We start from the raw sequence: 12,988 nt of genomic DNA on the forward strand, positions 1-12,988 counted from the left end.
GGCAGGCTCAGTGCAGGTAGCCGTGCAGCTTCATTTCGATGTTGCGCGGGTTCTCGCCGGCGGCGATGGCCGCCAGCCCTTCGATGGTCAGCTCCTTGAACTGGCTGCGGTGGTGCACCACGCCCTTGATCTTGGTGGCCATCGGCAGGAAGAACAGGTTGGCGAGCGCCACGCCGTAGATGGTGGCGACGAAGGCCACCGCGATGCCGCCGCCGAGCTTGCTCGGGTCCGACAGGTTCTCCATCACGTGGATGAGACCCATCACGGCGCCGATGATGCCGATGGTCGGCGAGTAACCGCCGAAGCCGTCGTACACCTTGGCGGCAGTGTTCTCCTGGTGCTCGGCCGCGGACAGCTCCACTTCCAGCACGCCGCGGATGGTATCCGGCTCGCTGCCGTCGACCAGCAGTTGCAGGCCCTTCTTCAGGAAGGGATCGGTCTCGGCCTCGGATGCAGTTTCGAGCCCCAGCAGGCCCTCGCGGCGGGCCACATTGCCCCACTCGACGATCTTGTCTATGGCGCCCTTGAAATCGAGCTTGGGCGGCATGAACACCCAGCCCGCCATCTTGAGCGCATTCAAGAAAATCGGCAGCGGGGTTTGCACCATCACCGCGCCGACCGTACCGCCGCCGACGATCAGGAACGCCGTCGGCTGCACCAGCGAGCTCAGGTGCCCGCCTTCGAGCGCGTTGCCGCCGATGATGGCCAGGAACGCCATCACCACACCGGCGAAACTCAAAATGTCCATGGGTCAGACCTCGTGCCGCCGGGCGCTCAGGCGCCGCCGCCCAGGCGCGCGCGCAGCCGCACCAATGCCTGACCGTGGATCTGGCACACGCGCGACTCGCTCACGCCGAGCACCTCGCCGATCTCGCGCAGGTTCAGCTCCTGCTCGTAGTAGAGCGACATCACCAGCTTCTCGCGGGGCGGCAGCAGGTCCACGGCGGCGGCGATGCTGGCGCGCAGGTTGTCTTCCTCCACCTGCGCCTGCGGGCCGGGCCCGCTGTCGGCAATGCCGTTCTCCCACGGCTCGTCTTCTTCGTTGCCGAGGTCGGCAAAGCGCACCACGCCGAACTCGGACGCCTCGCGCACCAGCGTGTAGTAGCTGTCGAGATCCATGCCGAGGTGCCGGGCGATCGCCTCCGGCGAAGCCTCGCCGCCGAGTTCGCGCTCGGCCGCGCGCGTCGCCTCGGTGAGCTGACGCAGCTTGCGCAGCGCCGTGCGCGGCAGCCAGCCGCCGCGGCGCAGCTCGTCGAGCATGGTGCCGCGGATGCGGATGCCGGCGTAGGTCTCGAAGCTCGCGCCCTGGCTGTCGTCGAAACGCCGGGCGGCCTCCATCAGGCCGATCATGCCGGCCTGGATGAGATCGTCCACCAGCACGCTCGCCGGCAGGCGCGCCAGCAGGTGATAGGCGATGCGCTTGACCAGCGGCGCGTGCAGGTGCACCAGGCGGTCCACCTCCTTGGCCGAAACCTCCGGGCTGGCGGTTTTCTTGTAAGCCAGAACTGCGCTCATGCCGAACCTCCCAACGCAACCTCACGGGGCTGCACCACACGCTCGAAGAAGAACTCCAGATGTCCACTCGCGCCGCGCGGGCGCGGCCAGCGCTCCACCTGCTCCGCCAGCTGGCGCAGCGCGAACGCCGCCGGGCTGCGCGGGTAGGCCTCCAGCACCGACGCGCGCTGTTGCACGGCCCGGCGCAGGTAGTCGTCGAACGGCACCACGCCGGCGAACTCCAGCACCACGTCGAGGTACTGGTCGCACACGGCGAGCAGCTTGCCGAACAGCTCGCGCCCGTCGCGGGCGCGACGGACCATGTTGGCGAGCACTCGGAACCGGCTCACACCGTGCTGGGTGCTCAGCAGCTTGATCAGGGCGTAGGCGTCGGTCAGCGAGGCCGGCTCGTCGCACACCACCACCAGCACCTCCTGCGCGGCGCGGGCGAAGCTCATCACCTGTTCCGATACGCCGGCCGCGGTATCCACCAGCAGCACGTCAAGATCGGCCGCCAGTTGCCCGAAGGCGTGGATGAGGCCGCCGTACGCCGCCGGCGGCAGGTCCGCCATGCCGGGCACGCCGGACGCCGCCGGCACGATGCGAAGTCCGGCCGGGCCATCGAGGATGATCTCGTCGAGCTCGCGCTCGCCGCGCAGCACGTGCTCCAGCGTGTAGCGCGGCTTCAGGCCCAGCAGCACGTCCACGTTGGCGAGGCTGAGATCGGCGTCCAGCAGCATCACGCCGCGCCCGCGCTGGGCGAGCGCCACGCCAAGGTTGACGGACACATTGGTCTTGCCGACGCCGCCCTTGCCGCCGGTGACGGCGATCACCTGCACCGGGCGGGCCGCGCGCAGGCCGCGCAGTCCCTGCGCCTGATCGAAAGCGGCCTCAAGCATGGGCAGCCACCCGCTGCGGCCGGACGATCGGCGCCGGACTGACCTGCGGTGAGCGCACCGTGCGTGCCTGCACGCGCTGTGCGGCGAGGCTCACCAGATCCCGCGCCCGCGCCGGGCGCAGATCCTCCGGCACGCGCTGGCCGTCGGTGACACAGGCAATCGGCAGGCCGTGGCGAATCACCGCCGACAGCGTGCCGCCGAGGCTCGGGCACTCGTCGAGCTTGGTCAGCACGCAGCCGGCGAGCGGCAGCGCGCCGAACGTGGTGATGGTTTCGTCCAGCATGGTCTCGTGGGCGTTACTCGCCAGCGTGAGGTAGCCGCGCAGGCCCTCGCGGCGCAGGCTCGCCAGCGCCTCGCCCAGGCGCAGGTCGCGCTGGCTCATGCCGGCGGTGTCGACCAGCACCAGGCGCTTGTTGGCGAGCGCCGCGAGTGCCGTCGCCAGATCGTCTGCCGAGTCGACCATCTGCACCGGCACGCCGAGCAGGCGGCCGTAGTTCTGAAGCTGTTCGTGGGCACCGACGCGGTAGTTGTCGGTGGTCAGCAGGCCAAGATGCCGGGCGCCGTGCTCACGCACGAAGCGCGCGGCGAGCTTGGCTACCGTGGTGGTCTTGCCGACGCCGGTCGGCCCGAGCAGCGCCACCACACCCCCTTCGGCCAGCATGTCGTCGCTCGCGATCGGGATGCGGGCGACCAGATGCTGGCCCAGCAACTCGCGCCAGGCAGCGCCCATGTCCTGTGTGTCGCCAAGCTGGCCAAGCAACTCGCCGATCAGCGCCGGGGCGAGACCGAGCTGTTCCAGGTGCTGCGCGAGCTGCGCCTCAAGCGGCGTGCGCCGCAGCGCCGCCGACTGCCGCAATTCCGCCTCCAGCAGCGCGCGCAGGTTGGTGAGCTCGCTGCGCAGTTGCGAGATGGCCGGGTCGACCGCCCAGGCGAGGCGGTCGAGATCGGCCGGAGCCCGCAGCTCGTCGCTCGCCGCGCGCGGCAATTCCCGGCCGGTGCCGGCCGGCAAGGCGTCGCCGTCGCCGGCCGCCGCCAGGCGCTCCACCAACGCCGCGTCGTAGTCGTCCGCCGCGATCACCTCGACGCCGTCCGGCAGGCGGCGGCTCGACAGGATCACCGCCTGCGCACCCTGCGCCTGACGCACCTGGTGCAGGGCCCGGCGCATGTCCGGGGCGCTGTAGCGCTTGATCTGCATACCCGTATCTCCGTGTCGTGGTGGACGCTCAGCGTCCACCGATGTTCGCGACCACCCGCACCTGGCGGTTCTCCGGCAGCTCCTCGTAGGCCAGCACCTTGAGGTCCACCGCCAGGTGCCGCACGAAGCGCGCCAGCCACAGCCGCAGCGCGTTCGGCGCCACCAGCACCGCCGGCTGGCCCAGCAGTTCCTGGCGCTGCGCCGCGTCGGCCAGCAGGCCCCGCAGGCGCTCGGCAAGTCCAGGCTCCAGTCCCAGCGCGCCGTCGCCGCCCTGCACGGCTTTTAGCAACAGGCGTTCCAGATCGGGGTCAAGCGTCATCAGTGCTAGCTCTGCGGCCATTCCGAAGATCTCCTGCACGATGCCGCGGCCGATCGCCACCCGCACCAGCGCCGTCAGAACGTCGGGATCCTGACTGCGCGCGCCGTGCTCCGCCAAAGACTCGGCGATGGTCCGCAGATCGCGGATCGGCACGCCCTCTTGGAGGAGATTCCGCAGCACGCGCAGCACCGTGCCGAGCGGCAGCACCTTCGGCGTGAGGTTCTCGACCAGCTTCGGCGCCTGCGCGGCGAGCCGATCGAGCAGCTGCTGCACTTCCTCGTGGCCGAGGAGTTCATGGGCTGATTTGGTCAGCACCTGCGACAGGTGCGTCGCCACTACGGTGGCGGCGTCGACCACGGTGTAGCCCGCCATCTGCGCCTGCTCGCGAAGACCCCTCTCGATCCACAGCGCGTCGAGGCCGAAGCTCGGGTCCTTGGTGGCGATGCCCGGCACCGGCGTCGTGACGTGCCCCGGGTTGATGGCCAGATCCCGCTCCGGCATCAGCTCGCCCTGCCCGGCCGTGGCGCCCATCAGCGTGATGCGGTAACCGCCCGGCGGCAGGTCCAGGTTGTCGCGGATGTGCACCGGCTGCAGCAGGAAGCCGAGTTCCTTCGACAGCTTCTTGCGCACGCCCTTGATGCGCGCCAGCAGCTCGCCGCCCTGCGCCTTGTCGACCATCGGGATCAGTCGATAGCCGACTTCGAGGCCCACCAGGTCCACGCCGGCCACCTCGTCCCAGCCGAGTTCCTTGTGCTCCTCGGGCGCCGGCAGGGCCTGACCGTCGGCGGTCTTGTCCGCCGCAGGCGCGGCCGTGCGACGCTGGTGCAGCCGCCAGGCCGCCCAGCCAAGACCACCGCCCAGGCTCAGAAACGCGAAGTGCGGCATGCCCGGCACCAGCCCCAGCACGCCAACCAGGCCGCCCGCGATGCCGAGCGCGGTCGGGTTCGCCAGCAACTGGTTGCTGACCTGCGTGGAGACGTTGGCCGACTGCGACACGCGCGTCACCAGGATCGCCGCCGCCACCGACAGCAGCAGCGACGGCACCTGCGCCACCAAACCATCGCCGATGGTCAGCAGGCTGAACACGCGCAGCGCATCGCCGGCCGCCATGCCGTGCTGGCCCATGCCGATGGCGATGCCGCCCAGGATGTTGATGACCAGAATCAGCACGCCGGCCATGGCGTCGCCGCGCACGAATTTGCTCGCGCCGTCCATGGCGCCGTAGAAGTCGGCTTCCTGGCGCACTTCCTCGCGCCGTGTCTGCGCCTGCTGCTGGTTGATGATGCCGGCCGAAAGGTCCGCATCGATCGCCATCTGCTTGCCGGGCATGGCGTCCAGCGTGAAGCGGGCGTTGACTTCCGACACGCGCCCGGCGCCCTTGGTGACCACCGCGAAGTTGATGATCATGAGGATGATGAACACGATCAGACCGACCGCGTAGTTGCCGCCCATCACGAACGCGCCAAACGCCTCGATCACATGCCCGGCCGCCCCCGGCCCGGTGTGGCCGTGCAGCAACACCAGACGCGTGGAGGCGACGTTGAGCGCCAGGCGCAGCAATGTGGCGACCAGCAGCAGCGTCGGGAACACCGCAAAGTCGAGCGGGCGCAGCGCGTACACCGCCACCAGCAGCACCACCAGCGACAGCGCGATGTTGAACGTGAACAGCAGGTCCAGCAGCAGCGGCGGCAGCGGGATCAGCATCATGCCGAGCAGCGTCAGCACCAGCAGCGGCGTGCCGAGGCCAAGCCCCGCCAGCGCGCGCCAGTTGCCCATGCGAAGCGTTGCAGTCGTCACGTCAGGTTCTCCTCAAGACCGTCAATGCGCCACGCCGCCGCGTGGACGTTGCAGTTCGTCCGGCACGGCGAGCGCCGGCAGGTCGCCAAGGCCGTGCTGGCCGGCGCGCAGCTGGTACACCCAGGCCAGCACCTGCGCCACCACGGTGTACAGCTCGCGCGGCACCTCGGCGCCGAGCTTTGTCGTGTAGAACAGCGCGCGCGCCAGCGGCGGCTGCTCCAGGATCGGCACGCCGTGCTCCCTGGCCGCGGCGCGAATCTGCTGCGCGACAAGATCCGCGCCCTTGGCGACCAGCCGCGGCGCGCCGTCGGCGCCCACGTCGTAGCGCAGCGCCACCGCGTAGTGGGTGGGGTTGGTGATGACGACGGACGCCTTCGGGATGTCCTGCATCATCCGGCGGCGGGACAGCTCCTGCTGGCGCTGGCGGATGCGCCCGCGCACCTCCGGCCGGCCCTCGGATTCCTTCATCTCGTCCTTGATGTCCTGGCGCGTCATGCGCAGCTGCTTGGCGTGGTTCCAGAGCTGGAACGGCACGTCCACGGCGGCGATCAGCAACAGGCCCAGCGCGGTCACAAAAAACGCCTTCGCGGACAGACCGAGCGCGTGCACGATGGCGCCCGGCATCGGCTCGCTGCCGAGCGCGAGCAGCGCCGGCGCCATCTGCCGCACCACCAGCCACGCGATGCCGCCCAGCACCACAAACTTGGCGAGCGCCTTGCCCGTCTCGACCGCACCCTGCGCCGAGAACACGCGCTTGAGGCCCTTGGCCGGGTCCAGGCGCTCGAACTTCGGCGCGAGGTTCTCGGCCGACAGCAGAAAGCCACCCAGCAGCATCGGCGCCGCCGTGGCGATCACCAATGCCAGCAACAGCCACGGCGCGAGCGCCCACAGCGCCTGCCCGCTGGCGGCGCCGAGGTGCGACACGAGCGCCGCCGGGTCGAGCGCCGCGGCGCGATCGATGGTGAAACCGCCGCGCATCAGGTCGATGAATACCGACCCCAGATGCCCGCCGAGCGCCCACAGGCCGCCCGCGCCCAGCAGCACCAGCGCGGCGGAGTTCAGTTCCCGCGAGCGGGCGATCTGGCCCTTGTCCCGCGCGTCCTTAAGACGCTTGGGCGTGGCCTTTTCTGTGCGTTCCTGCCCGGTCTCTTCGGCCATCTCAGCGGCCTCCGAACACGCCGGCCAGGCGTTGCGTCGCCTGCCCGAATATGCCGTCCCACTGGCCGGTCAACGCGGGCAGGGTCATCAGCACCACCAGCAGCCCCACCAGCAGCGACACCGGAAAGCCGACCGCGAACAGGTTCAGCTGCGGCGCGGCGCGGCTGACCACCGCGAACACCAGGTTCACCACCAGCAGCACCGTCACCGCCGGCAGCGCCACCAGCAGACCGAGCGCGAACATGTCGGTGATGAAGCCGGCTACGGCGCGAAAGTCCGAAAATACGAGCCCCACCGGCCCCACCGGCAGCGTGGTGAAGCTGCGTGCCAGCAGCTCCAGCAACAGCAGATGGCCGTTGCCGGCCAGCATCAGCAGCAGCGCCAGCATCACGTAGAGCTGGGACAGGATCGGCACGCTGACGCCGTTTTGCGGGTCCACCATGGACGCGAACCCGAGCCCCATGCCGAGCGACACCATCTCGCCGGCAAAGGTGAGCGCGGCCAGGAACAGTTGCAGCAGAAAGCCGCCCAGCACGCCGATGCCGACCTGCTGAAGCGCAGTCATAAGCCCGAGCGGCGACAGAAAATCGACCGCCGGCATGGGCGGCAGGGTCGGCACCAGCAGCGCGGCCAGCGCCACGGCAATCGTGATGCGCACGCGCACCGGCACGCTGCGCGCGCCGAACAGCGGCGCCGCCAGCAAGAACGCCGACAGGCGCAGGAACGGCCACACGAACTGGCCGACCCAGGCACCGATGGCGGCGCTGTCGACGTCCATCAGCCGATCATTCCCGGAATGGAGGTCACCAGACGCTGCGTGTAGTCGACCAGCGTCTGCAGCAGCCACGGGCCGGTGATTACGAGAAGCACCGCCATCGCCGCGAGCTTCGGCACGAAGCTCAGCGTCATTTCGTTGATCTGCGTCGCCGCCTGCAGCATGCCGATCACGAGGCCCACCACCAGCATCGCCAGCAGCGGCCCACCGGCCAGCAGCAGACACATCCACAGCGCCTCGCGGCCGACGTCGAGCACGGTTTGCGGGGTCATCGCGCGCTCACCGGTAAAAGCTGCCGGCGAGCGTGCCGAGCACCAGCGACCAGCCGTCGACCAGCACGAACAGCATGATCTTGAACGGCAGCGAGATGATCATCGGCGACAGCATCATCATGCCGAGCGACATCAGGACGCTGGCGACCACCAGATCGATGACCACGAACGGCACGAACAGCAGAAAGCCGATCTGAAAGGCGGTCTTGAGTTCGCTGGTCACGAACGCCGCCACCAGCAGCGTGAACGGCACCGCGTCCGGGCTCTCGAAGCTCGCGTCCTTGCCGGCGATGCGGGCAAAGGTGGCGATGTCGCTCTCGCGCGTCTGCGCGAGCATGAACTGCCGCAGCGGCGCGGCGGCCTTTTGCGCCGCGTCCGGCAGCGCGAGTTCTTCTTTCAGGTACGGCTGCAGCGCGTCGGTGTTGATGCGCTCCAGCACCGGCCCCATCACGAACAGCGTCAGCAGCAGCGCCAAGCCGGCCAGAATCTGCGCCGAGGGCGTCTGGCCGGTGCCGAGCGCCTGACGCAGGATGGCGAGCACGATCACGATGCGCGTGAACGACGTCATCGCCAGCAGCACGCCCGGCAGCAGCGTCAGGAACGTCATCACCGCCAGCACCTGCAGGCTCACGCTCCAGGTCTGGCCGCCACCGGCGGCCTGCGTCAGCGTGAGCGCCGGCAGGCCGGTCGCGGCGAGCGCCGACAGCGGCGCCAGCAAAATCAATCCGAGCGCGAGGCGCTTCATGCCGCCCCCTGCGCGTTGCGGGCGTCGTCGAGCGCGGCGGCGAACGGCGCGGCATCCGCCTGCTCACCGATCACCAGCAGCGTCTGCACTCGGCCGGGCGCAACGCCGACCAGCACCTGCCGGCCGGCCACTTCCACCAGCACTGCCCGTTCGCGCGTGCCGAGGCTCTGCGCCGCCAGCACGCGGATGGCGCCGCTCGCCCCGCCGCGCACCTGCAGGCGCTTCAGCACCACGAACAGGCCGCCGATCAGCCCCACCACCAACAGCAGGCTGACCAGCATCTGCCCGCTCGCGGCCAGCGCTGCCGACCCCGACGGCACCGCCGCGATGGCCGGCAGCGGCGCGAACAGCAGGAGCGCCGCTGCGCGCATCAAACAGCTCCCGCCGCGCGCGCCGCCGGGCTCACCACCTCGGTGAGGCGAATGCCGAACTTGTCCTCGACCACCACCACTTCGCCGCGCGCCACCAGCGTTCCGTTGGCCAGCACGTCGAGCGGCTCGCCGGCCACGCGGTCGAGTTCCACCACCGCGCCCTGGCCGAGCGCCAGCAGGCGGCCGATGCTCATGCGCGCCTGGCCGACTTCCACCGTCAGCGTGATCGGGATGTCCATGATCATGCCAAGACCCATGTCGGCGCCGCCGCCCGGCAGCGCGGACGGGGCGTTCGCCCGTTGTTCCAGTTCGAGTTCCATCAGACCCGCTCTCCTTCGTTGCCCGGCGCACCCTCAGCCGCGGGACGGCGCACGCGGCCCGTCACCGACACGGCGTTGTTGCCGTTGAAAACTCCAAATTCGCCCGCGAACAGCGGCTTGCCGGCGGCTTCGAGCAGGGCGCCGTCGCCGCGCTCGAAGGTCAGCACCTCGCCCACTTCCAGCGCCAGCACGCGCCGCAGCGTGGACTGCCGGCGCGCCACCACGGCCTTGAGCGGCAGCGGCGCGTCCATCACCCGCCCGCGCAATGCGGCGCGCCAGCCGCTGTCGTCCGGCACCGCCGCCGGAGTGCCCGCGCGCAGCGCCGGCCACACGCCCTGCAGGGCCGACATCGGCAGCGCCAGATGAAAATCGCCGCCGCCGCCGAGCAGCGCCACCTCGTAGCTCTGCACCAGCACCAGCTCGGCCGGGTCGATCAGGGACACCAGCAGCGGGTCCACGTCGCTTGCCGCCACGGCCGGGGCGAGCGGCAGCACCGGCGCCCAGGCGGCCTGCAGCTCCGGCAGCAGCAGGTCGACCAGGTTGCCGAGCATGCGCCGCTCGGTCGGCGTCAAATCGCGGCTACCGGGCGGCGGCGACGCGCGCCCGCCGCCGAAAAAGCTCTCCACCACCGTGAACAGCAGCGCCGGCTCCAGCACCAGCACGCCAGACCCCGCCAGCGGGGCGATGTCGAGACCGCGCACGCTGGCGCGCTCCGGCAGGGAATGCACGAGATCCCGGTACTCGCGCGCCCGCGAGCCGCGCAGCGACACCAGCGTGTCGCGGCCGAGGTAGCGGGTCAGAGTGCGGGTGAGGCCTTCGCAGAAGTACTCGGTGATGCGCGTCAGCGCCGGCAGGTCGGCGCCATCCAGCACCGGCACGCGGCAGGTCAGGTCGTAGGGTTCGGCCGCGGCGCCGGTGGACGTGCGCGCCGCCGGCGCGGCATCCAGCAGCGCGCTCAGCTCGTCCTGCGACAGCAGCTCGTCGCGCGCCATCACTGCATCACGAAATTGGTGAAGTACAGGCCGTCGATCTTGCTCGAACCGCCCTGCTTCTTGAGGATGCCCTTGACAGTGTCGAGCGCCTTGGCACGCAGCGCGTCCTTGCCCTCTCGGCTGCTGAGCGTGGCGTAGTCGACGTCGCTGAACAACATGATCAGCTGGTCGCGGATGGCTGGCATGTGCAACTTGATGGCTTCCGCCACCTTCGGGTCGCGGCTGCTCACCTCGACCGAGACTTGCAGAAAGCGGATGGTGCCGTCGTCCTCGAAATTGACCACGAAGGGCGGTTCGAGGGGCGTGTAGACGGGTGGCGCCACCACCTTCTCGGCCTTGGCGTGCTTGGCGTCGGCCGGCTCGGCCTTGCCGCCCAGCAGGTACACCGTACCGCCGATGGTGGCGGCGATCAGGGCCAGCGCACCGCCGCCGATCATCAGCCAGGGTTTCTTGCCGCCCTTCTTCGGCGCGTCGCCGCCGAGGTCCAGATCCGCTTCCCGAGTCGCCATGCCTGATCCGCTCCTGTGTGAGGATTCGGCGGGGCCAAAGCAAGCGGGATGCCAGATTATTTTTAGCTTTATTTCATGATGTTAGAAATAAATGACGCGGCATTTGCCATTTCGCAGGCACGTCACGGCCCGGAACGGCGGCGGATCGACGGGAATTTGACGGCGTGCCCGGCCGCCGCCCGTCAGCTTCGCCGCCGCTCGCGCGCGGCCGGAAACAGACCCGCGAATTGCCCGACGGCGTCCGGGTTGGCGAGCGCGTCCAGGTTCTTCACCGGCCGGCCGTGGATGGCCTCGCGCACGGCCAGTTCCGCGATCTTGCCGCTGATGGTGCGCGGGATGTCCGGCACGGCAATGATGTGCGCCGGCACGTGACGCGGGCTGACGTTGCTGCGGATGGCGTCGCGAAGACGCTTTTGCAGCGCCTCGTCCAGCGCCACGCCCGCGGCGAGGCGCACGAACAGCACCACCTCCACGTCGTCGCCGATGTCGTGGCCGACGGCCACCGCCTCCAGCACCTCCGGGTGACGTTCGACCTCCCGGTACAGCTCGGCGGTGCCGATGCGCACCCCGCCGGGATTGAGCACCGCGTCCGAGCGGCCGTACACCACCATGCCGCCGCGGGCGTTCAGCGCCACGTAGTCACCGTGGCACCACACGCCGGGGAATTTCTCGAAGTACGCCGCCCGGTAACGGGCACCGTCCGGGTCGTTCCAGAACCCGACCGGCATGGACGGGAACGGCTGCACACACACGAGCTCGCCCTTCTCGCCGAGCAGCTCGCGGCCGGCCTCGTCGTACACGCGCACCGCCATGCCGAGCGCGCGCGCCTGCAACTCGCCGCGGTACACCGGGCCGATCGGGTTGCCGGCGATGAAGCAGCCGCAGATGTCCGTGCCGCCGCTGACGGACGCCAGCAGCAGGTCGGCCTTGATGTCGCGGTACACGTAGTCGAAGCCCTCCGGCGCCAGCGGCGAACCGGTCGACAGCAGCGTGCGCACGGCGGTGAGATCGTGGCTGCGCATGGGCCGCACGCCGGCCTTCTCGGCCGCCGCCAGATACTTGGCGCTGGTGCCGAACACCGTCACCCGCTCCTGCTCTGCGATGTCGAACAGCTCCGCCGGGCGCACGAACGGCGCGCCGTCGTACAGCACCAGCGTGCAGCCCACGGCGAGCGCGCTCGCCAGCCAGTTCCACATCATCCAGCCGGTGGTGGTGAAGTAGATGAGGCGATCGTCGCGCTTCAGGTCCGTGTGCAGCACGTGCTCCTTCTGATGCTGCAACAGCGTGCCGCCGGCGCCGTGCACGATGCCCTTCGGCACGCCCGTGGTGCCGGACGAATACAGCACGTACAGCGGGTGGTCGAACGGCAGCGGCGTGAAGGCCGGCGCCGTACCAGCGTGCTGCGCCAGCAGCGCATCCCAGTCGTGCAGCAGGACCGGAGCGTCCACGACGCGCCACGGCCCGTACGGCACCGCCACCACGTGCTCGGCCGTCGGGAGACCCGCCAGGATTTCCGCCACCGCCGCGCGGCGGTCCTGCGGCTTGCCGTTGTAGTGATACCCGCCGCACACGAACACCACCTTGGGCGCGATCTGCCCGAAGCGGTCCAGCACTGCCCGCGCGCCGAAATCCGGCGAGCAGGACGACCACACCGCACCCAGACTCGCCGCCGCCAGCATGGCGACCATCGCCTCCGGAATGTTCGGCAGGTAACCCGCCACCCGGTCGCCCGGCTGCACGCCGAAAGCGCGCAGCGCCGCCGTCATGGCACCCACCTGCGCCGCGAGCTCGGCATAACTCAGCTCGCGCCGCGTGCCGGTCTCGTCGCGGAACACCAGCGCCGGGTGGTCGTCCCGGTACCGCAGCAGGTTCTCGGCAAAGTTGAGCGTGGCGCCCACGAACCAGCGCGCGCCCGGCATCCGGCGCGCATCCTCCAGCACCGCCCGCGGCGGGGCGTGGTGCACGATGCCGCAGAACTCCCACACCGCCTGCCAGAACGCCGCCGGCTGCGCCACCGACCAGTCGTAGAGCTGCGCGTAATCCGCCCCCGGCCGGTAGCGGGCGATGAAAGCACTGAGATTCGCGTCCGCAATGCGTTGTGCGGACGGCTGCCACAGGGGGGTGTCGGTGTCGGTCATAAAG

The 12,988-nt window shown here is 70.0% G+C and carries 14 protein-coding genes; all 14 read right to left on the reverse strand.

Annotated features, from left to right (window positions below; all coding sequences use genetic code 11):
- Positions 1–7 precede the first annotated feature (7 nt).
- Positions 8–748 carry a flagellar motor protein gene (locus tag AB7F93_RS04555; protein ID WP_428301702.1) on the reverse strand — a complete coding sequence of 247 codons (741 nt, stop codon included), beginning with the start codon at positions 746–748 and terminating at the stop codon, positions 8–10.
- Between the two features lie 26 nt (positions 749–774).
- Entirely contained in the window at positions 775–1,515 is a 741-nt protein-coding gene (locus tag AB7F93_RS04560; protein WP_428301703.1) for an RNA polymerase sigma factor FliA, read from the reverse strand.
- Positions 1,512–2,393 carry a MinD/ParA family protein gene (locus AB7F93_RS04565; RefSeq protein WP_428301704.1) on the reverse strand — a complete coding sequence of 294 codons (882 nt, stop codon included), beginning with the start codon at positions 2,391–2,393 and terminating at the stop codon, positions 1,512–1,514. Before AB7F93_RS04565 ends, AB7F93_RS04560 begins: the two co-directional genes overlap by 4 nt.
- Positions 2,386–3,588, reverse strand: coding sequence for a flagellar biosynthesis protein FlhF (gene flhF / locus AB7F93_RS04570; RefSeq protein WP_428301705.1), 1,203 nt, complete (start codon positions 3,586–3,588; stop codon positions 2,386–2,388). The genes AB7F93_RS04565 and flhF overlap by 8 nt, the downstream gene beginning before the upstream one ends.
- A gap of 28 nt (positions 3,589–3,616) precedes the next feature.
- On the reverse strand, positions 3,617–5,683 hold the full coding sequence (flhA, locus tag AB7F93_RS04575; protein WP_428301815.1) for a flagellar biosynthesis protein FlhA: 2,067 nt from the start codon (positions 5,681–5,683) through the stop codon (positions 3,617–3,619).
- 42 nt (positions 5,684–5,725) lie between these two features.
- A complete protein-coding gene (gene flhB / locus AB7F93_RS04580; RefSeq protein ID WP_428301706.1) occupies positions 5,726–6,862 on the reverse strand; it encodes a flagellar biosynthesis protein FlhB in 1,137 nt (378 codons plus the stop codon).
- A gap of 1 nt (position 6,863) precedes the next feature.
- The gene (fliR, locus tag AB7F93_RS04585; protein ID WP_428301707.1) at positions 6,864–7,640 is read right to left on the reverse strand and encodes a flagellar biosynthetic protein FliR; all 777 of its coding nucleotides are present in this window, start codon (positions 7,638–7,640) and stop codon (positions 6,864–6,866) included.
- Complete coding sequence (fliQ, locus tag AB7F93_RS04590) at positions 7,640–7,909, reverse strand: flagellar biosynthesis protein FliQ (RefSeq protein ID WP_428301708.1); 270 nt, start codon at positions 7,907–7,909, stop codon at positions 7,640–7,642. Before fliQ ends, fliR begins: the two co-directional genes overlap by 1 nt.
- A 7-nt stretch (positions 7,910–7,916) precedes the next feature.
- Entirely contained in the window at positions 7,917–8,654 is a 738-nt protein-coding gene (gene fliP / locus AB7F93_RS04595; RefSeq protein WP_428301709.1) for a flagellar type III secretion system pore protein FliP, read from the reverse strand.
- A complete protein-coding gene (locus AB7F93_RS04600; RefSeq protein WP_428301710.1) occupies positions 8,651–9,025 on the reverse strand; it encodes a FliO/MopB family protein in 375 nt (124 codons plus the stop codon). Before AB7F93_RS04600 ends, fliP begins: the two co-directional genes overlap by 4 nt.
- Complete coding sequence (gene fliN / locus AB7F93_RS04605) at positions 9,025–9,345, reverse strand: flagellar motor switch protein FliN (RefSeq protein ID WP_428301711.1); 321 nt, start codon at positions 9,343–9,345, stop codon at positions 9,025–9,027. Before fliN ends, AB7F93_RS04600 begins: the two co-directional genes overlap by 1 nt.
- A complete protein-coding gene (locus AB7F93_RS04610) occupies positions 9,345–10,337 on the reverse strand; it encodes a flagellar motor switch protein FliM (protein WP_428301712.1) in 993 nt (330 codons plus the stop codon). The genes fliN and AB7F93_RS04610 overlap by 1 nt, the downstream gene beginning before the upstream one ends.
- Positions 10,337–10,846 (reverse strand): flagellar basal body-associated FliL family protein, encoded by a 510-nt coding sequence (locus tag AB7F93_RS04615; protein WP_428301713.1) that lies wholly within the window; start codon positions 10,844–10,846, stop codon positions 10,337–10,339. The genes AB7F93_RS04610 and AB7F93_RS04615 overlap by 1 nt, the downstream gene beginning before the upstream one ends.
- 182 nt (positions 10,847–11,028) lie before the next feature.
- On the reverse strand, positions 11,029–12,984 hold the full coding sequence (locus tag AB7F93_RS04620; RefSeq protein ID WP_428301714.1) for an acetoacetate--CoA ligase: 1,956 nt from the start codon (positions 12,982–12,984) through the stop codon (positions 11,029–11,031).
- Positions 12,985–12,988 lie beyond the last annotated feature (4 nt).

The organism is Immundisolibacter sp. (assembly GCF_050250495.1).
Classification (GTDB): Bacteria; Pseudomonadota; Gammaproteobacteria; order Immundisolibacterales; family Immundisolibacteraceae; genus Immundisolibacter.

What these genes read in the sequence shown, in the direction of transcription:
- AB7F93_RS04555 (WP_428301702.1), bottom strand. Translation starts at nt 748, where the DNA reads ATGGACATTTTGAGTTTCGCCGGTGTGGTGATGGCGTTCCTGGCCATC.
- AB7F93_RS04560 (WP_428301703.1), bottom strand. Translation starts at nt 1,515, where the DNA reads ATGAGCGCAGTTCTGGCTTACAAGAAAACCGCCAGCCCGGAGGTTTCG.
- AB7F93_RS04565 (WP_428301704.1), bottom strand. Translation starts at nt 2,393, where the DNA reads ATGCTTGAGGCCGCTTTCGATCAGGCGCAGGGACTGCGCGGCCTGCGC.
- flhF (WP_428301705.1), bottom strand. Translation starts at nt 3,588, where the DNA reads ATGCAGATCAAGCGCTACAGCGCCCCGGACATGCGCCGGGCCCTGCAC.
- flhA (WP_428301815.1), bottom strand. Translation starts at nt 5,683, where the DNA reads ATGGGCAACTGGCGCGCGCTGGCGGGGCTTGGCCTCGGCACGCCGCTG.
- flhB (WP_428301706.1), bottom strand. Translation starts at nt 6,862, where the DNA reads ATGGCCGAAGAGACCGGGCAGGAACGCACAGAAAAGGCCACGCCCAAG.
- fliR (WP_428301707.1), bottom strand. Translation starts at nt 7,640, where the DNA reads ATGGACGTCGACAGCGCCGCCATCGGTGCCTGGGTCGGCCAGTTCGTG.
- fliQ (WP_428301708.1), bottom strand. Translation starts at nt 7,909, where the DNA reads ATGACCCCGCAAACCGTGCTCGACGTCGGCCGCGAGGCGCTGTGGATG.
- fliP (WP_428301709.1), bottom strand. Translation starts at nt 8,654, where the DNA reads ATGAAGCGCCTCGCGCTCGGATTGATTTTGCTGGCGCCGCTGTCGGCG.
- AB7F93_RS04600 (WP_428301710.1), bottom strand. Translation starts at nt 9,025, where the DNA reads ATGCGCGCAGCGGCGCTCCTGCTGTTCGCGCCGCTGCCGGCCATCGCG.
- fliN (WP_428301711.1), bottom strand. Translation starts at nt 9,345, where the DNA reads ATGGAACTCGAACTGGAACAACGGGCGAACGCCCCGTCCGCGCTGCCG.
- AB7F93_RS04610 (WP_428301712.1), bottom strand. Translation starts at nt 10,337, where the DNA reads ATGGCGCGCGACGAGCTGCTGTCGCAGGACGAGCTGAGCGCGCTGCTG.
- AB7F93_RS04615 (WP_428301713.1), bottom strand. Translation starts at nt 10,846, where the DNA reads ATGGCGACTCGGGAAGCGGATCTGGACCTCGGCGGCGACGCGCCGAAG.
- AB7F93_RS04620 (WP_428301714.1), bottom strand. Translation starts at nt 12,984, where the DNA reads ATGACCGACACCGACACCCCCCTGTGGCAGCCGTCCGCACAACGCATT.